We start from the raw sequence: 17169 nt of genomic DNA on the forward strand, positions 1-17169 counted from the left end.
CCGGCGTGATCAAATCGTGAAAAGCGCCGACCGCATGAGATCGCGGTTGAATTAGCGACCGCTAAGCGAAAGAATTGACCCGATCACGGTCGGGGTGGCTTTCGATGACGGCGCCGCATCTTCACCTGCTGGGTGGTTTCGACTTTACCGGCGCCGGGGCGACGGCTCCCGCCTTCAGCCGCAAGGCGCGCGGCATGGTGGCCTATCTTGCGCTGCAGGCCGGCCAGGCGCAGTCGCGCGAGAAGCTGGCGGCGCTGCTCTGGAGCCTCAACGGCGAGGCCCAGGCGCGGATGAGCCTGAGGCAGGCGGTGTCGTCCGTCCGCAAGGCCATGAGCGTCTCCGGCGGCGGCCGCTTCCTGACCGATGGCGCGAGCATCGCGCTTCACCTCGACGATTTCGATTTCGACGTGGCGCGCTTCGAGGCGCTGGCCGCGAGTTCCGCGCCCGAGGATCTCGAACGGGCCGTCGCGGTCTATCGCGGCGACCTGCTGGACGGGCTCGGCCTGCGGGAAGAGCCGTTCGAGGAATGGCTGCGGGTCGAGCGCGAGCGCCTGCGGGCGATCGTCGTGTCCGCGCTGGACAGGCTCATCAATCACCACATGGCTGCCGGCGATCCGGCTTCCTGCATAAGGGCCGCCCTGCGCCTGGTGGCGATGGAGCCGCTGCGCGAGGACGCCCATCGTGCCCTGATGCGAAGCTACGCGGCGCAAGGGCGCATCAATCTCGCGCTGAAGCAGTATGAGCTGTGCCGCGACGCGCTGCAGCGCGAGCTGCGGCTGATGCCGGAAGCCGAAACCCGGCACCTGCATGAGGAGCTGCGCGCCCGCCGCACCGCGTCCCCTGCCCGGCCCCCGGCTTCGAGCACCGAACCCGATGCGGCGCGACCGCCCACCCGCTATGTCAAATCGTCCGGCGTCAACATCGCCTACCAGGTGACGGGCGATGGGCCGGTCGACCTGGTCTATGTGCAGGGCTGGGTCTCCAATCTCGACCTGGCCTGGGGGTCGCCGCGCTTCGCGCATGTGCTGAAGCGGCTCGGCTCCTTCTCGCGCCTGATCCGCATCGACAAGCGCGGCACCGGCCTCTCCGACCGCAATGTCGGCCTGCCGACGCTGGAGCAGCGCATGGAAGACATGCGCGCCGTGCTGGACGATGTCGGCTCCAACCGCACGGTGCTGTTCGGCAGCTCCGAAGGCGGACCGATGTGCATCCTGTTTGCCGCCACCTATCCGGAGCGCACCGCGGCCTTGGTGCTCACTGGATCTTATGCCAGAGGCACATGGTCGAAGGATTACCCCTGGGCCCGAACGGTCGATGAGGTGCAACAGGATCTCGACGCCGTCGAGCGGCAATGGGGCGAGCCGGCCGAGATGCGCAACGCCGCGCCCAGCCTGATCGAAAACATGGTCGAGCGCGAGTGGTTCGCCGCCTATCTCAGGAATTCGGCCTCGCCGGCGGACGCGATCGCGCTCTGGCGCTGGGGCACCGAGATCGACGTGCGCGACATCCTGCCGGCGATCCATGTCCCGACGCTGGTGCTGCAGAGGACCGGCGACCGGTGGGTGAAGCCGGAGGAAGGACGCTATCTGGCGGCGCATATCGAAGGCGCCAGATATGTCGAGCTTGCCGGCCGGGACCACGTGATCTGGGGCGAAGGCTGCGACGGGCTGATCGACGAGATCAAGGATTTCGTGACCGGTGCGCTGCCGGCGGCGCGCGCGGAAAGGGTTCTGATATCGGTGCTGGCGCTCGCCATCGAGGGCGCTGCCGACGACGCGAAAGCCCCAGAGCGGGCAGACATCGTTCGCGACGAATTGCTGCTTGGCGGCGGCACGGAAATCAGGCGCTCGCGCGGCAGGCTGCTCGCGGCTTTCCAACGCCCGACGCGCTCGATCGAATGCGCGATGGCCATCGCCAACCGCCTGAGGCCATGCGGCCTCGAGGTGCGCGCGGCGATTCACATCGGCGAGTGCGAGGCGCGCGGCGGGGATTTTTCCGGCATCGCCATCGAGGTCACATCGCGGCTGCTGGATCATGCCCGGCCGGGCCAGATCATCGCATCGCGAACGATGCGCGACCTGGTCGTCGGCTCCGGCCTGACCTTCGAGGAACAAGGCGAGATGAAAGCAAGCGGCCTGCCCGGCGCGCTCCAGTATTTTGCCGTCACCGGCGCCGCGCCAGGCCCCTGACTTTCGTTTCAGAACAGGAACGCGGCGGTCGCCGGATCAGGCCCGGTGCGGCCGTCGGCGGAATCCAGGCCACGGATGGTCTGCATGTCCTGCGCGTCCAGCTCGAAATCGAAGACGTCGAAATTGCCGGCAATGCGCTCCTGGTGGATCGACTTCGGGATGACGATCAGTCCCTCCTGCAAATGCCAGCGGATGGTCACCTGCGCCACCGACTTGCCGTGCTTGTTCGCGATCTTCTCCAGTGTCGGGTCGGAAAGCAGCCGGCCGCTGCCCAGCGGGCTCCAGCTTTCGATATGGATGTTGTGCTTCTTGTGGAATTCTCTGCTGTCGCGCTGCTGGAAGCGCGGATGCAGCTCGATCTGGTTGACGACGGGCGTCACGCCGGTCTCGCCGATGATGCGCTCCAGATGATCCTGGTTGAAGTTGGAGACGCCGACCGACTTGATGCGGCCGGCCTTCTGCAGCTCGACCAGTGTCTTCCAGGCTTCGACATATTTGTTTTGGGCAGGCACCGGCCAGTGGATGAGGAAAAGGTCGATCCGGTCGATGCCGAGTTTTTGCATCGTGTCGTCGAAGGCGCGCAACGCCGCGTCGCGCTGATGCGCGCCGTTGCGCAGCTTGGAGGTGATGAAGAGCTCGTTCCTCGGCACACCGGCCGCGCGGATCGCCTCGCCGACGCCTTCCTCGTTGCGGTAGCCCTCGGCGGTGTCGATCAGCCGGTAACCTGCCTCGATGCCCCAGCGCACCACCTTTGCGGTGATGCTTGGCTCGACCTGCCACACGCCGAGCCCGATCTGGGGAATGGTAGCGCCGTCGTTGAGTTTGAGCTGTTCGGGCATGGGAGGTTCCTTTGGGAGGGAGGGTGGTGGCGACTATGTAGGCCGCGGGTTGGGGAATGCCAGTCAGCGATAGAGAAGATGGCGCGACGCTGAAGCTGCCAATCTCCCCCCTCGTGGGGGAGATCAGCAGTTCCCGCGCCGGCTCGCCTCTAATATGGATGGCAGCTTCGGCGCCTTACCCCCTCGCCCCGAACCGCAACCCGTCCATCAAGAGCTTCACCAACCTTCCGGACCGCTCGCGCCAGTCGGGCGTGTTGGGCGCGGAGTAGATGCCACCGAGCGCATGCATGACATCGGAAGAGTCGACGTCGGCGCGGATTTTTCCCGCGGCGGCGGCGGCCTGGACCAGGCTTCGCATGGCGCCCGAGACGCGCCCCGATGTGTCGGAGAACAGCGTCGAGTTGGTGGTGAGCAGCAGGCGCAGGCTGGTGGCGAGGCCCCGCTTGGTGGCGATGTAGTCGACGAAGCGCTGCATCCAGAGCTCCAGCGCAACATCGGCCGGATGCTCGCGGGCGAGGTCCTCGGCCGCGTGGCAAAGGCCTTCCACCTCGCGGCGGTAAACCACCTCGACCAGATGCTCGCGCGTCGGGAAATGGCGGTAGAGCGTGCCGATGCCGACCCCTGCCCGCTTGGCGATCTCCTCCAGCGAGGCGTCGACGCCGTCGCTGGCAAACATTTGCGCCGCCACTTCGACCAGCCTGTCGCGGTTGCGTTGCGCATCGGCGCGCAGCCGCTTCTGCGAAGGCGCATCGCGCGTCGCTTCAGCGGTCATTTCCTGGTCGGGCACTTTTTTCTCCACCAACGCAATATGGGGGGTTGAACCATGGCTGGCCAGACCCCAGTTAAATAAACGGAGGCACCTCCGCTTTAGTGGAGTGCTTTTATCATATAACCAGGGGAAGCGTTATGTCACCAGATCAAGGACGGAATGCTTCGCCTGGCCGCTGGAGACGGGGGCATTCTGCAACGCCTGCGGTTAACGAACCCGCGCGCGGGTTCGTCATCCTAGGGCGAAGCAAGGAGCGAAGCGACGCGGCGCAGACCCTAGGATCCATGCCATACCCTGCGAGCGCGGCTACGGTGCAGAATTCTGGCCCGCCGCGTCCTTCGGCAAAGGTCACGGCATGGATCCTCGGGTCAAGCCCGAGGACGACGAACGCGAAGGTCGCCTCACCTCAACTCTCGCCCTTGCCCCTCACCCCCCAAGCCCCATTTCCATCCGCTCAAGCGTCCAGCAATTGGAGCCCGACGCCCCATGAATGACCAAGTCACCATCAGCCCCACCACGCTTTCCATCCATCTCGCCATCAACGGCCGCGACCATGCGCTGGAGATCGAGCCGCGCGTCACGCTGCTCGATGCACTGCGCGACCGGCTGCATCTCACCGGCACCAAGAAGGGCTGCGACCAGGGCCAGTGCGGCGCCTGCACCGTGCATGTCGATGGCCAAAGGGTGCTTGCCTGCCTGACCCTGGCAGCGCAGGTCGAAGGCCGCGAGATCACCACCATCGAAGGCCTGGCCGGCGAGGACGGCACGCTCAACGCCGTGCAGGCCGCGTTCCTCGAACAGGACGCCTTCCAGTGCGGCTATTGCACACCCGGACAGATCATGTCGGCGGTGGCCTGCATCCGCGAGGGGCATGCCGGTTCCGACGAGGAGATCCGCGAATACATGGCCGGCAATCTTTGCCGCTGCGGCGCCTATCCGAACATCGTCGCCGCCGTCCGCCAGGCCGCACAGGAGCTGCGCTCATGAGAGATTTTTCCTACTTCCGCGCCGACAATATCGAGGCCGCCCGCAACGCGGCCGCCCTTCCCGGCGCGATGCTGCTTGCCGGCGGCACGACGCTGATCGACCTCGCCAAATGCGGCGTCGCCGAGCCTTCGACCGTGATCGACATCAGCCATATCGATGGGCTCAACGCCATCGACGTGACCGCCGACCGCGCCGTCATCGGCGCGCTGGCCAGGATGAGCCATGTCGCCGACAACCAGCAGGTGAAGAGCCTCTTCCCGGCTGTCTCGGAAGCGCTGTGGCAGGCCGCGTCGGCGCAATTGCGCAACATGGCGAGCATCGGCGGCAATCTGATGCAGCGCACGCGCTGCCCCTATTTCCGCGATCCGCAGAACTTCCCGGCCTGCAACAAGCGGGCGCCGGGCAGCGGCTGCTCGGCGATCGGCGGCGTGACGCGCGGCCATGCGGTGCTTGGCGTGAGCGAAGCCTGCATCGCCACCTATCCGGGCGACCTTGCCGTGGCGCTCGTCGCCTTCGACGCCGAGGTCGATCTCGGCGAGCGCAAGCTCAAGGTCGAGGATTTCTTCCTCGCCCCAGGCGCCACGGCCGAGCGCGAGCACGACATCCAACCCGGCGAGGTGATCACGGCGATCGAAATCCCCGGCTCGGCCGCAGCCAGGCGCTCGACCTACATCAAGGTGCGCGACCGCCAGTCCTATGAATTCGCCGCGGCAAGCGCCGCCGTCGGGCTGGAGCTCGAAGGGGACGGGCGCACCGTCCGCGACATCCGCGTGGCGCTTGGCGGCGTCGCGACGAAGCCGTGGCGGGTGCGCGCCGTCGAGGACGCGCTGAAGGGCAAGGCGCTTTCCGAAGACACGATCCGCAAGGCGAGCGAGCTCGCCATGGAGGGCGCCGTCGACCATGGCGCCAACCACTACAAGATCGCATTGGCGCCGCGCGTGATCGCGCGCGCCATCCTCAAATTGGGAGAGACGGCATGACCGTTCATGACATGAAACACGCAGCGTCGGACAGCGCGCACCTGGAAGCGGTGGGCGGACGCCTGTCGCGCGTCGACGGTCCGGCGAAGATCACGGGCGCGGCAAAGTATGCCTTCGAGCAGCAGCTCGAAGGGCTGACGCATGCCGTGCTGGTCGGCGCGACCATCGCCGCCGGCAAGGTCTCGGCCATCGACAGCCGCGCTGCCGAGACCGCGCCCGGCGTGCTCGCGGTGCTGACGCCCGACACCATCATGGAACTGAAGGGCGCGTCGGACTGGTTCGGCAACCCTTCGCCGCAGCCGACCTACAACCCTCTCGCCCGCGAGGTCAGCTATTCGGGCCAGCATATCGCGGCCGTGGTGGCCGAGACCTTCGAGCAGGCGGTCGCGGCCGCGGCGCTGCTCAAGGTCTGGTATGACGAGACGCCGGCCATCGTCGACCTCAGCGACGGCAAGGCCGGCGACGGCATCCCGATCGACGCCATGACCAAGGAATGGGGCGACGCGCAGGCCGCCTTCGCCGCCGCCCCGGTGCGCATCTGCGCGGCCTACAACACACCGCGCGAATTCCAGGCGGCGATGGAGCCGCATGGGCTGATCGCGCGCTGGGAAGGCGACGAGCTGACCATCTGGGAGCCCAGCCAATGGCTCGACGGGATGGCGCGTACTTATGCCGAGTGGTTCGGCGTGCCGTTCGAGAATGTGCGGCTGGTCTCGCCCTATATCGGCGGCGGCTTCGGCTCGAAGGCGCTGGCGCTGGCGCACAGCGCGGTGGCGGCGGCCGCCGCCAAGATGCTCGGACGGCCGGTGAAGCTGGTGCTTAACCGGCCGCAGAATTTCACGTCCTATGGCGGCCGCGCGGCGACGCGGCAGACGGTGGCGATCGGCGCCGACAGGGATGGCAGGATCCAGTCGATCGTGCATCGCGGCGTCAACGAGACGGCGGTCGACGGCATGTGGGTCGAGCCGCTCGGCTCGGTCACCTCGATCATGTATGCCACGCCGAATTTCTCCTCGAAGCAGAATGTGGTGCGGGTGAACACGGTGGTGCCGGGCGCAAAGCGCGCGCCGGGCGAGAACCCGAGCGCCTTCGGCATCGAATGCGCCATAGACGAGCTGGCCTATGAACTGGGCATCGACCCGCTCGAGATGCGGCTGATCAACTATGCCGAACAGGATCCGCATACGAAGAAGGCGTGGTCGACCAGGCAGCTGCGCGAGGCCTTTGCAGCAGGAGCGGAAGCCTTCGGCTGGGCGAAACGCCCGCCTGAGCCACGCTCGATGCGGGACGGCCATCAGCTCATCGGCTGGGGCGTGGCGGCCGGCACCTACCCGGTGCGGCGCGCGCATGGCGAGGCGGTGGTCAAGATACTCGGCGACGGTTCGGTCGAGGTCGAAAGCTCCTCCATCGACATGGGCCAGGGCACCTACACGATCCTGGCGCAGACTGCGGCCGAGACGCTCGGCGTGCCGGTGGAACGCGTGTCGGTGAAGCTGGGAGATTCCCACTTCGCCCGCGCCGGCGTCACCGGCGGGTCGCGGCTGGCCGGCGTCATGACCGGCGCCGTCTACAAGGCGGCCGGCCAGGCGCTGGACGAGCTCATCGGCCTGGCGCTTTCCGACCCGCGCTCGCCGTTCCAGAAGCTGCAGGCGAACACGCTGCAAGTGCGGGACGGCCGCATCGCCTCGCCGCGCGGCGAAGGGCCGGATCTGTCGATCGCCGAGTTCATGGCTGCTGTCGGCCGCGACCGGATCGAGGCCAAGGGCGATACGCTGCCAGCCAGCACGACGCCGCAGGAGCGCTACAAGAACTACACCACCATCGCCATGTCGATCCCGCACACAGAGGGCGACTGGTCGCGCTATTCCTGGTGCGCGCATTTCGTCGAGGTGCGGGTGGATGAAGACTTCGGCACGGTGCGCGTGTCGCGCGTGGTGTCGGCGCTGGATTCGGGCCGGCTCTACAACCCCAAGCTGGCCGAAAGCCAGTGGAAGGGAGGCATCATCATGGGCATCGGCCAGGCGCTGCTCGAGGAAGGCATCGTCGACCGCCGCCACGGCCGCATCGTCAACGGCAATTTCGCCGACTACATGCTGCCGACCAATGCCGACGTTCCCGACCTCCAGACCATCTCGGTCGGCATTCCCGACCCGCACTCCTCCGCCCTCGGCGGCAAGGGGGTCGGGGAACTGGCGATCGTGGGGATTGCGCCGGCGATCGCCAACGCGGTGTTCCACGCGACGGGGAAAAGGGTAAGGGATCTGCCGATCACGCTGGAGAAGTTGATCTGAGGTCCCGAGATCAAGGTTCCTCTCCCCCGCCTTTGGCGGGGGCGAGGAACCCAAGCCTTGAAAGCGTCGCCGGGACACCGCCCCCCTCTGTCCTGCCGGACATCTCCCCCACAAGGGGGGGAGATCATTCGCTCGACCGCCTTGGCCAATCTCAAGCGTCGGCTACCAATCCAGCCCGAACACCAGCTTGCCGAAATGCAGGCCGCCGGCGGCCATGTGGGTATAGGCTTCGGTCGCCTCGCCCTGCGAAAACACCTTGTCGACGACCGGCTCGATCCTGGCGGCCCCGATCGCGCGGGCGGCGTCTTTGAGGTCGGACACCGATCCGGTGTTGTTGCCCACCACCTTCAGCGCCTTGATGATGATCGGCAGCAGGTTGACCGTCGCCTCGGCGCCGGTGACGAAGCCGATGGTGAACAGCGTTCCGCCGGGCGCGGTGGCGTTGACGGCACGCGCGAAGGTGGCGGTGCCGCCAGTCTCGACGACGAGGTCGGCGCCGAGGCCGTCGGTCAATTCCAGCACCTTGTCGTCCCAGTCCGGCGTCGAGCGGTAGTTGATCAGGTGATCGGCGCCAAGCGCCCTGGCCCGCTCCAGCTTCTCGTCCGAAGACGAGGTGATGATGACGGTGGCCCCGGCCGCCTTGGCGAGCTGCAGCGTGAAGATCGAGACGCCGCCGGTGCCGAGCAGCACGACGACGGAGCCCGGTCCGACATCGGCGGCGCGGATCGCGTTCCACGCGGTGGTGCCGGCGATGGGCAGCGTCGAGGCCGCCTCGAAGGAAAGATGCGGCGGGACCGGCACGACCGAATTGGCCGGCAGCGCGACATATTCGGCGAGCGATCCGGGCAACGAGATGCCGCGCATCTGCGTCATCTCGTAGGGCCGCGGCCGGCCGCCGATCCAGCGCGGCTTGGCATGGGCGACGACGCGATCGCCGACGGAAAACGTGGTCACGCCCTCGCCGAGCGCGACGATCTCGCCGGCGCCGTCGGCGACGGGTATGAGCGGGAAAACCGGGCCGGGATAGTTGCCGCTCGCCACGGCGACGTCGACGAAATTCAAGCTCGCCGCGCGCTGGCGGATCAGCACCTCGCCGCGCTGCGGTTCAGGCGTGGCAACGCTGGCGGCGCGGAAGGCGTCAAGCCTGGGCTGGCTGAGTTCGATGGCTTTCATGGGTTCACTCCGTGGGTGGTCGATTGACGGTTGAGTGAAGCTATCTGCTGCGCTATGCCTCGATAATTGTCGGCTTTTGCATTTGAGTCTTGCAAACCATGCAGCAATCGCTGGAGCCCTCCGCCCTTGCCGAAATGGCCGCTTTCGCGGCGGTCGCCGAGGCGCGTTCCTTCACCCGGGCGGCGGCGAGGGTTGGGCGCGACGCGACCATCCTGTCGCGCCGGCTGCAATCGCTGGAAGAGCGCCTGGGGGTGCGGCTGCTCCACCGCACGACGCGCAGCGTGTCGCTGACCGAGGCGGGCGCGGAATTCCTGGTGCGCGTGCGCGCCATCCTGGCCTCTGTGGACGAGGCCGAAGCTGCCGCCTCCGCCCATGCCGGCGGCCGGCCGCGCGGACTGCTCAGGCTGGCGCTGCCCGGCACGTTCGGGCGCATGTGGATAGCCCCGTTCCTGCCGCAGTTCCTCGCCGAGTTCCCGGATCTGCGCATCGAGGCCGAATTCTCCAACCGTTTCGCTGATCTCGTCGCCGAGAATTTCGACGTTGCCGTGCGGCTGGGCAGCCTGGAGGATTCACGCCTGGTGGCGCGCAAGGTGGCGACGCGGCGCCGGCTGCTCTGCGCCGCCCCGTCCTACCTCGCCCGAAGGGGCAGGCCGGAGACCCCGCAGGCGCTGCTCGATCATTCCTGCCTTGGCTTCACCGGCTTCCAGACCTTTCCGGCCTGGGAGATGACCGACCGCGAGGGCCGGCGCGCGCGCGTCGAGGTTTCGGGACCGCTGGTCAGCGACGACGCCGAGGTGCTGGTCGAAGCCGCCGTGCAAGGCGTCGGCCTGATGATGAGCACCGACTGGCTGGTTGGACGCGAGCTCGCCAGCGGCCGGCTGGTGCCGATCCTGGAAGACTGGACGCTGGCCGACGAGGGCGCGGTCTATGTCGTCACACCCTCGGCCAAGGGCCAGGCCGCCAAGACGCGCGCCTTCGCCGAGTGGATCGGCAAGCGATTTTCACCCGAGCCGCCCTGGCGGCGGTGACCAGGCAATGTTCGAGATGTCAGCGGAAGTCCTGGACGGCTTGATCAAGGCATTCAGGACTAAGAGCAAGAATTTGGCAGCCTGGCGGCTAAGCTGTTCACCCGCTCATGCAAGAGGCAATGCTAATGTCCACGACTGTAAATGTCCGCTACATGCTCAACGACGTCGAAGAGGCCTTGACCTGGTACACAAAGCACCTGGGCTTCACGCAGCTTTCGAACCACGCGCCAGCCTTCGCGGATGTCTCGAGGGGAGCGCTCCGGCTGCTCCTCAGCGGTCCGACCAGTTCAGCGGGCAGGCCGATGCCGGATGGCGAGCGCCCGGGCCCAGGGGGCTGGAACCGCATCCATCTGATCGTAGAGGATATTGCGGCCGAGGTTGCCCGGCTGCGGGCGGCGGGCCTCAGCTTCCGCAATGAAATCGTGAGGGGGCCGGGCGGCTCACAAATCCTGCTTGTCGATCCTTCCGGCAATCTGGTGGAACTGTTCCAGCCGGCCAAGGACTGGTGACCTCAACTCGTCTCGCCCGTTATCGCCAATCTCTGTATGATCCACCGCATCACGAAGGGGGCGATCATGAAACGCGCGCTGACGACATTCATCCTGGCACTGCTCACCGCCCTGCCCGCCCATGCCGCGTCCTGCTCCTGGTCGGCCAAGATGGAGGAGGACGAGGGCGGCAGCGTGATGATGGCCTCGGTCTGCGGCGGGCCGAAGGGCGATGCGCATCTGATGCTCGCCTGTTTCGGCAAGCCGGTGCTGAGCTACGACCTCGGCGCCGCGGGCGGCCAGTTGGAGCCCGGCATCAGCGGCTCCTTCACCTTCAAGGCCGGCGACAAGAGCCTGACGAAGAAGCTCGAGCTGGAGGCGATGTACAATAACTTCACCACCGAGCTCTCCGGCCCCGCCGACCCGTTGCTTTCGCTCCTGCGCGGCAAGGGCGACGTGACGGTCAGCGCGGACAAGTTTGGCGAGGCGACGTTTCCGCTGAAAGGCTCAGGCGCCGCGATCGGCAAGGTGCTGGCCGAGTGCGGCAAGGCTTCGGGCGGCGAAGCGGATTGACGTCCGTTCCGGTGCCTTTCCCGCCGCGCTCGGTCACGCCTTGCGCGGAAGCGGAATGGGTTGGAAGCCGACGTCCGGCTCGGCCAGTCGCGTGGCGTCGCGCCCGCTTGCCTTGGCGGCGTAGAGAGCCTTGTCCGCCTGCAGGATCATGCTGGTCGGGTCGTGGCGGGCGCTCGGGCCGCTGATGGCGACACCGACGCTGATGGTGACGACCTTGCGCGCGCTGCGATCATGTTCCAGCGCCCGCTCGCGCACCGCCGCCCGCAGATTGTCGGCGACGCGCATGGCGCCGGCCGCCGACGTATCCGGCAGGATGACGGCAAATTCCTCGCCGCCATAGCGCGCCACGAAATCGCCCACACGGGTGCGCTGGCGCAGGCAGTCGGCGATCTGGCGCAGGCACTCGTCTCCGGCAAGGTGTCCGTAACGGTCGTTATAGGCCTTGAACGAATCGACATCGATCAGGAGCAGCGCGATTTCCCGCTCAGACTGGCTGGTCTCCGCGACCACCCCAGCCAGCGCCTGGTCGAACGCGCGCCGATTGCCGACACCCAGCAGCGGATCGGTGTTGGCGAGCTGCGCCAGCTGGTTGCTGAGCGTGGTGAGCTCTCCCTCGGTGCTCTTGATCTCAGTGATGTCGGAGACCACCACCAGCGCCAGGCCGGCCTGGGTAGGTCTCGTTCTCAGCAGCAGCCAATGGCCGTCGAAAAGCTTGACCTGCTGTTCGCCGGTCGTGTGCAGCTTGCCAACCACGGCGTCTATCCATTCCCGTTCGTGGCCTTTGGGAATACCCACCTGCTCGCCGGTCACGGTCACGGCTTCCAGTATGTCGCGCAGCCGCGTGCCGGGGACGCGCAGGTCGCCGGTCAGCGGAAACAGTTCCCGGTATTGCTGGTTGCAGAAGACCAGAACCCCCTCGGCATCGAACATGGCAAGGCCGTCCGACATCTCCGAGAGCGCGTAGGAGAGCTGGTTCTTGGCCTCGAGCAGCGTCTGCTCGAGTTGCTTCTGGCCGGTGATGTCGCGCGTGACGCCGACAAGGCCGATGACATTGCCATCGACGTCGCGCAACGGTGTCTTGGAGGTCGAGAACCAGCGAAGACTACCCTTCAGGTCGGGGACCTGTTCCTCGAAGCCGGCGATCCCCTCGCCCGATTCCAGCATCTTCTGTTCCAACCCGCCAAGGATGCGGGCGCGAGCGGCGTCGGCTATGTCGAAGTCGGTCTTGCCCGTCATCTGCACGGGGTGGTCATAGCCATTGTAGGTGGCGACCGTCTGGTTCACGGCGACGAACTGGCCGCGCGTGTTCTTGACATAATAGAAGTCCGGCGCCTGGGCGACCGCGGCGCGCAGCAGATCGCGCTCCTTGGCGACAAGCTGGGTGTGCAGCACGACGAGGCCGGCCACGGCGGTTGCCGCCATATTGAGTGCCACGAGCGGCAGCAAGAGGCGCACGTCGATATCGGGCGCGGCCGTCTGCGGCAGGATCGATATCGACGCCAGCTCGGACAGGCCGACACAAACCGCAAACACCGGCACTTGCCAGGCGCGCGTCTGGCGGCGCCCGATGATACGGTTGGCAAGAACGCCGGCGGCGAACGCCACCGCAATGCCGGTCAGTCCGGCAATCAGGCCGTGGCCGCCGATCGCGAGGCGATATCCCAGCGGAAAAGAGGCGGCCACCAATGCGCCCGGCAGGCCGGCGAACAGACCGGCCGTCGCAACCAGCGACGTCCTGAGATCCAGCAGGACGCCCGGCTTAATCTCGACGGTCAACAGCATGGAGGCCAGCGCGCCCCAGCCCATGATGCAGCCGAAGACGAGCAGCCTGAACTTTTGCGAGCGTCCCTCGAGCCAGGGCTGGACATAGTTCCAGCCGGAAACGAACAGCGCCACCGCGGCGAGATTTGCCGTAAGATGCTGCCACATGAACCGAAACCGACCTCCGATGGAGCCCATAAAAAGCACCTGAAAAGTTGTTTCCGGGTTAAAGGGCGGCCACTTGCGGTTGTTTAGCGGTTGCACCGGGAACGCGACTCCCCCTTGGTGAAGCCCTTCGCCTCACACCATGGGAAGCAGCAGGGTCAGTGCCTCACTTGCCCTGCGCCTTCATGAACTGCCCGAGCAGTTCCACCGGCAGGGGGAACACCACCGTCGACGAACGCTCGCCGGCAATGTCGTGCAGGGCCTCGAAATAGCGCAACTGCATGGCCTGCGGCTCGGTTGCCAGCATGCGGCCGGCCTCGACCAGCTTCGCCGCCGCCTGCTGCTCACCGTCGGCGTTGATCACCTTGGCGCGGCGCAGCCGCTCGGCCTCGGCCTGCTTGGCGATGGCGCGGATCATGCTCTCATTGAGGTCGACATGCTTGATCTCGACATTGGAAACCTTGATGCCCCAGGCATCGGTGCGCTGGTCGAGTATTTCCTGGATGTCGCTGTTGAGCTTGTCGCGCTCGGCCAGCATCTCGTCGAGCTCATGCTTGCCGAGCACCGAGCGCAGCGTGGTCTGCGCCAGCTGGTTGGTGGCGGCCATGAAATCCTCGACCTGGATGATCGCCCGCTCGGCGTCGACGATGCGGAAATAGAGCACGGCGTTGACCTTGACCGAGACATTGTCGCGCGAGATGACATCCTGCGGCGGCACGTCCTGCACCACCACGCGCAGGTCGACCCGCACCATCTGCTGGACGAAGGGGACGAGGATGATCAGGCCGGGGCCTTTGACCCCGGTGAAGCGGCCGAGCGTGAAGACCACGCCGCGCTCATATTCCCTGAGAATGCGGATTGCCGCCGCCAGGAAAATGATCACAGCCACCGCAATGATGAGATAGGCCACGTATCCGACCATCATTTTATTGCTCCGTTGTTGCCTGCATCGCGACGCCGCACCGTCAGCACGAGGTCGCTGACATCGGTCACCTCGACACGGTCGCCGGGCTGCATTGGCTCGCCTGCCCTCGCCCGCCAGCGCTCGCCCAAAGCCAGCACATGCCCCTCGCCGCCCTGCCAGTCGAGGATCTCGACCGGAAGGCCGCGCATCGCCTCGCCGCCGACGCGCGGCGGGTTCTTGCGCGCCGCCCAGACATAGGTGCCGGTGAGCAACGCCAGCCCGAGCGTCAGCGCGGCGGCCGGGCCGATGACCGCCCAGGACATGGCAAAGCCCGGCCCTTCGACCTTGAGCAGCATGGCGGAGCCCAGCAGGAAGGCGGCGACGCCGCCCAGCCCCAGCACCACGGTGGGGTTGAAGGCCTCGACGATCAGGAAGGCGACGCCGAGCATCATCAGGGCGAGACCGGTATAGTTGATCGGCAAGAGGTTCAGCGCATAGAGCCCGAGCACAAGGCAGATGGTGCCGATGACGCCCGGCGCCACGGCGCCCGGGGTGGTGAACTCGAAGACGATGCCGTAGACGCCGACCAGCATCAGGATGATTGCCGTGTTCGGGTCGGTGATGACGGCCAGCAACCGGATGAACCAGCCGGGCTCCAGAGTCTCGACCGGCAGTCCTCTGGTCGCCAGCACCTCTTTCCTGCCGGCCACCTCAACGGTGCGCCCGTCGGCAAGTTGCAGAAGCTCGGTGGTGTCGCGGGCGACGAAGTCGATGACATGTTCCTGCAGCGCGGCGTTGGCCGACAGGCTCGCCGCCTCGCGCACCGCCTTCTCGCCCCAGTCGCCATTGCGCCCGCGCATCTCGGCGAGCGAGCGGATGAGCGCCACCGCGTCATTGGTCACCTTGGCCATCATCGCGTCGCCGGCCGGCTGCCCGCTTGCGTCCTTCTGGTCCTTGTCCTTCTCGCTGCCTGGAAGCGACGGCAGGCCGCCGAGCTCGACCGGCGTCGCGGCGCCGAGATTGGTGCCGGGCGCCATTGCCGCGACGTGGGTGGCGTAGAGGATGTAGGTGCCGGCGCTCGCCGCGTGGCCACCGGAGGGCGCGACATAACCGATGACGGGCACGGGCGAGGCCAGGATGTCGGCGATCATCTCGCGCATCGAGGTGACGAGGCCGCCAGGCGTATCGAGCTGAAGGATGAGGACCGCGGCGTCGCGCCTGACGGCGGTGTCGAGCGCGTCCTCGAGCTGCCTGGTGCTTGCCGGCCCGATGGCGCCGTCGACGGCGATGCTCAACGCAACCTTCCCGCTCCCGGCGGAGGAGAAGGCAGAAACGGCCGCGCCCAAAAGAGCAACGGCGAAGAGGGCCACCCGCGCGATGCTCACGCTCAAAGCTCCATGGCCCAAATATGGGTTGTGTCGCGGCGAAGTCCAATGGGGCGTTGAAGGCGCGACGCGCGATCCTGCCCCGCAAAGCCGCTCGAGCGGCGATCACGAGGCGGCCATCGCTACTGCGACGATCCGGCGGCGCGGGAGACCCGCGCGAGGAATAAAATCGGCAAACAAACGCGGCCGGCCGGTGCTTCGTTACGCACAAGCCGGCCGCGTTGCGTCAATAGTCGGAGCCGCTCTCGACCACGACCGGACGATGATGGTGCCGGTGGCCGATCGAACTCGTGACGACGACCGTGTCGCGACGGTGATGGCGGTGACGCCAGCCGCGCTCGCCATTGTCGTAGAAGGCGATCGTGCCGTGATGACGGTGATGAAGGCGGTGGCCTTCGTCATTGATGACGATCGCCGGGCGGTGGTGATAATAATGCCTGTGATGCGTCCTGATCATGACATCGGCCTCCGCCGCGGAAGCGACCGCGGGGGCGGCGACACAGAGCGCCAGGGCAGCAAGAAGCACTGTTTTCATTGCTCTATTCCTAATTCCTGAACTCGTCCCTTCGCCGGATAAACAGCCGCCCGCCGCTTTGGTTCCGATCCGGGTTGCATCGCGCAGCGGGAGCGCGGCAGGCGGAAAAGCACGGCTGGCGGCAAGGCTCAGCTTTCGCGCCGACGCCGAAGCGCCATGTAGCGCAGGTAGGTCTTGGCGGCGGCGTCGCAGGCGCGCCGCCCGGGGCCGTTGGCCTCGATCATCGTTTTGGCGAGCCTGGGCGGCAGGCCGTATTTGCTGGCGAAGAACGCCGGCTCGTATGGTTGGTCGTCCACATCGTCCGTCGGTCTATCGAGGCTCATGTCTGCTCCCTATCGGCGGCGCGCGCAAATCAGCGCGCGTGCCAATGCGAAACCCTGGGTTTGGTTGCGTCGCTCGGCCCTCTTCGCGCGCCGGTCCGACCTCGGTCCGACATCGCGTTGCGACCGTGGCCTGATCAGGGGAACGAAGGCTTCCCACCCCCGTTTGCCAGCGTGGAACGCGCGGCATGCGCCCGCCAACAGGAGCAACGAACATGGACGACAATCGCAACAGTGTTCTGGAGGCGCGCTGGCTGCTGGCCGTGCCGGTATCGGTGCTGCTCACCGTGCTTGTAGCCGGCATGCTGCTCGGATAGGCGGCGATGAACCGCCTGCTCTTCCGCGCCGCGGATTTCCTGTCGCGCCCGCCGGGCTTCTACGCAATGCTTGCCGCCATGGCCGCCTGCACGCTGCTGGTGCCCTTCGGGCTTACAAACGTGGTGACCTATGCCCTGTCGGTGGCGGCCATCATCATCACCGGGGTGGTCCTCATCCAGGGCTACCGGGACACCGCCGCTATCCACGCCAAGCTCGACGAGATCGTCATTGCGCTGAAGCAGACGCGCAACGACGTGGTCGGGCTCGAACATTCCGAGCCGCATGAGATCAAGTCCAAGCTGGTGGAACTGGAGATGGAGGCCGAGCGCCTGGAGGCTTCGGGAAGCTCGAATGGCGCAAGGGATGAGGCCGGCGCCCCAGTGGGCGGGGGTTCGTTGGGGTAGCTGAGGCACCGGCCGAAGGCGGAATGGGCACCGCCGCCAGGCAAAGATAGGCCTCGCGGG

General features: G+C 66.7%; 16 protein-coding genes. 8 read left to right on the plus strand and 8 right to left on the minus strand.

Annotated features, from left to right (window positions below; genetic code table 11):
- Positions 1-104: 104 nt before the first annotated feature.
- Positions 105-2189: an alpha/beta fold hydrolase gene (locus DPM35_RS28400; RefSeq protein ID WP_112130538.1), complete on the plus strand. Its 2085-nt coding sequence runs from the start codon at positions 105-107 to the stop codon at positions 2187-2189.
- A gap of 8 nt (positions 2190-2197) precedes the next feature.
- Here DPM35_RS28400 and DPM35_RS28405 read toward each other — a convergent pair whose 3' ends face one another.
- Positions 2198-3028, minus strand: coding sequence for an aldo/keto reductase (locus tag DPM35_RS28405; RefSeq protein WP_112130540.1), 831 nt, complete (start codon positions 3026-3028; stop codon positions 2198-2200).
- A 175-nt stretch (positions 3029-3203) separates the two neighbouring features.
- Positions 3204-3800, minus strand: a complete 597-nt coding sequence (locus DPM35_RS28410; protein WP_112130643.1) for a TetR/AcrR family transcriptional regulator — start codon at positions 3798-3800, stop codon at positions 3204-3206.
- Between the two features lie 483 nt (positions 3801-4283).
- Between DPM35_RS28410 and DPM35_RS28420 the strand changes: the two genes are divergently transcribed.
- From DPM35_RS28420 to DPM35_RS28430, 3 genes are read left to right on the plus strand one after another with little or no spacing between them, the layout of a single operon-like run.
- Positions 4284-4784, plus strand: coding sequence for a (2Fe-2S)-binding protein (locus tag DPM35_RS28420; RefSeq protein WP_181592180.1), 501 nt, complete (start codon positions 4284-4286; stop codon positions 4782-4784).
- Positions 4781-5764: an FAD binding domain-containing protein gene (locus DPM35_RS28425; RefSeq protein ID WP_112130544.1), complete on the plus strand. Its 984-nt coding sequence runs from the start codon at positions 4781-4783 to the stop codon at positions 5762-5764. Before DPM35_RS28420 ends, DPM35_RS28425 begins: the two co-directional genes overlap by 4 nt.
- Complete coding sequence (locus DPM35_RS28430; protein WP_112130546.1) at positions 5761-8055, plus strand: xanthine dehydrogenase family protein molybdopterin-binding subunit; 2295 nt, start codon at positions 5761-5763, stop codon at positions 8053-8055. The genes DPM35_RS28425 and DPM35_RS28430 overlap by 4 nt, the downstream gene beginning before the upstream one ends.
- A 162-nt stretch (positions 8056-8217) precedes the next feature.
- On the opposite strand, the gene DPM35_RS28435 is transcribed toward DPM35_RS28430, so the two are convergent.
- Positions 8218-9228 carry a zinc-dependent alcohol dehydrogenase family protein gene (locus DPM35_RS28435; RefSeq protein ID WP_112130549.1) on the minus strand — a complete coding sequence of 337 codons (1011 nt, stop codon included), beginning with the start codon at positions 9226-9228 and terminating at the stop codon, positions 8218-8220.
- A 98-nt stretch (positions 9229-9326) separates the two neighbouring features.
- Between DPM35_RS28435 and DPM35_RS28440 the strand changes: the two genes are divergently transcribed.
- The 3 genes from DPM35_RS28440 to DPM35_RS28450 all read left to right on the plus strand — a co-directional run bounded on the left by DPM35_RS28440 (position 9327) and on the right by DPM35_RS28450 (position 11317).
- Positions 9327-10256, plus strand: coding sequence for a LysR family transcriptional regulator (locus DPM35_RS28440; RefSeq protein WP_112130551.1), 930 nt, complete (start codon positions 9327-9329; stop codon positions 10254-10256).
- Positions 10257-10375: 119 nt separating this feature from the next.
- Positions 10376-10765: a VOC family protein gene (locus DPM35_RS28445; protein ID WP_112130647.1), complete on the plus strand. Its 390-nt coding sequence runs from the start codon at positions 10376-10378 to the stop codon at positions 10763-10765.
- Positions 10766-10831: 66 nt separating this feature from the next.
- Positions 10832-11317, plus strand: a complete 486-nt coding sequence (locus tag DPM35_RS28450; protein ID WP_245431679.1) for a hypothetical protein — start codon at positions 10832-10834, stop codon at positions 11315-11317.
- A gap of 33 nt (positions 11318-11350) precedes the next feature.
- Here the strand turns inward: DPM35_RS28450 and DPM35_RS28455 are convergent, their stop codons facing one another.
- The 5 genes from DPM35_RS28455 to DPM35_RS28475 form a co-directional block, all read right to left on the minus strand.
- Entirely contained in the window at positions 11351-13246 is a 1896-nt protein-coding gene (locus tag DPM35_RS28455; RefSeq protein ID WP_181592181.1) for a diguanylate cyclase, read from the minus strand.
- Between the two features lie 163 nt (positions 13247-13409).
- Positions 13410-14168, minus strand: coding sequence for a slipin family protein (locus DPM35_RS28460; protein ID WP_112130555.1), 759 nt, complete (start codon positions 14166-14168; stop codon positions 13410-13412).
- On the minus strand, positions 14165-15532 hold the full coding sequence (locus DPM35_RS28465; protein ID WP_112130651.1) for an NfeD family protein: 1368 nt from the start codon (positions 15530-15532) through the stop codon (positions 14165-14167). Before DPM35_RS28465 ends, DPM35_RS28460 begins: the two co-directional genes overlap by 4 nt.
- A gap of 226 nt (positions 15533-15758) precedes the next feature.
- Positions 15759-16067, minus strand: a complete 309-nt coding sequence (locus tag DPM35_RS28470; RefSeq protein ID WP_112130557.1) for a hypothetical protein — start codon at positions 16065-16067, stop codon at positions 15759-15761.
- 128 nt (positions 16068-16195) lie between these two features.
- Positions 16196-16390, minus strand: a complete 195-nt coding sequence (locus DPM35_RS28475; RefSeq protein WP_112130559.1) for a hypothetical protein — start codon at positions 16388-16390, stop codon at positions 16196-16198.
- Between the two features lie 320 nt (positions 16391-16710).
- Between DPM35_RS28475 and DPM35_RS28480 the strand changes: the two genes are divergently transcribed.
- Entirely contained in the window at positions 16711-17109 is a 399-nt protein-coding gene (locus DPM35_RS28480) for a low affinity iron permease family protein (protein WP_112130561.1), read from the plus strand.
- Positions 17110-17169 lie beyond the last annotated feature (60 nt).

Source organism: Mesorhizobium atlanticum (assembly GCF_003289965.1).
Lineage (GTDB): Bacteria > Pseudomonadota > Alphaproteobacteria > Rhizobiales > Rhizobiaceae > Mesorhizobium > Mesorhizobium atlanticum.

What these genes read in the sequence shown, in the direction of transcription:
- DPM35_RS28400 (WP_112130538.1), top strand. Translation starts at nt 105, where the DNA reads ATGACGGCGCCGCATCTTCACCTGCTGGGTGGTTTCGACTTTACCGGC.
- DPM35_RS28405 (WP_112130540.1), bottom strand. Translation starts at nt 3,028, where the DNA reads ATGCCCGAACAGCTCAAACTCAACGACGGCGCTACCATTCCCCAGATC.
- DPM35_RS28410 (WP_112130643.1), bottom strand. Translation starts at nt 3,800, where the DNA reads ATGACCGCTGAAGCGACGCGCGATGCGCCTTCGCAGAAGCGGCTGCGC.
- DPM35_RS28420 (WP_181592180.1), top strand. Translation starts at nt 4,284, where the DNA reads ATGAATGACCAAGTCACCATCAGCCCCACCACGCTTTCCATCCATCTC.
- DPM35_RS28425 (WP_112130544.1), top strand. Translation starts at nt 4,781, where the DNA reads ATGAGAGATTTTTCCTACTTCCGCGCCGACAATATCGAGGCCGCCCGC.
- DPM35_RS28430 (WP_112130546.1), top strand. Translation starts at nt 5,761, where the DNA reads ATGACCGTTCATGACATGAAACACGCAGCGTCGGACAGCGCGCACCTG.
- DPM35_RS28435 (WP_112130549.1), bottom strand. Translation starts at nt 9,228, where the DNA reads ATGAAAGCCATCGAACTCAGCCAGCCCAGGCTTGACGCCTTCCGCGCC.
- DPM35_RS28440 (WP_112130551.1), top strand. Translation starts at nt 9,327, where the DNA reads ATGCAGCAATCGCTGGAGCCCTCCGCCCTTGCCGAAATGGCCGCTTTC.
- DPM35_RS28445 (WP_112130647.1), top strand. Translation starts at nt 10,376, where the DNA reads ATGCTAATGTCCACGACTGTAAATGTCCGCTACATGCTCAACGACGTC.
- DPM35_RS28450 (WP_245431679.1), top strand. Translation starts at nt 10,832, where the DNA reads ATGAAACGCGCGCTGACGACATTCATCCTGGCACTGCTCACCGCCCTG.
- DPM35_RS28455 (WP_181592181.1), bottom strand. Translation starts at nt 13,246, where the DNA reads ATGTGGCAGCATCTTACGGCAAATCTCGCCGCGGTGGCGCTGTTCGTT.
- DPM35_RS28460 (WP_112130555.1), bottom strand. Translation starts at nt 14,168, where the DNA reads ATGATGGTCGGATACGTGGCCTATCTCATCATTGCGGTGGCTGTGATC.
- DPM35_RS28470 (WP_112130557.1), bottom strand. Translation starts at nt 16,067, where the DNA reads ATGAAAACAGTGCTTCTTGCTGCCCTGGCGCTCTGTGTCGCCGCCCCC.
- DPM35_RS28475 (WP_112130559.1), bottom strand. Translation starts at nt 16,390, where the DNA reads ATGAGCCTCGATAGACCGACGGACGATGTGGACGACCAACCATACGAG.
- DPM35_RS28480 (WP_112130561.1), top strand. Translation starts at nt 16,711, where the DNA reads ATGAACCGCCTGCTCTTCCGCGCCGCGGATTTCCTGTCGCGCCCGCCG.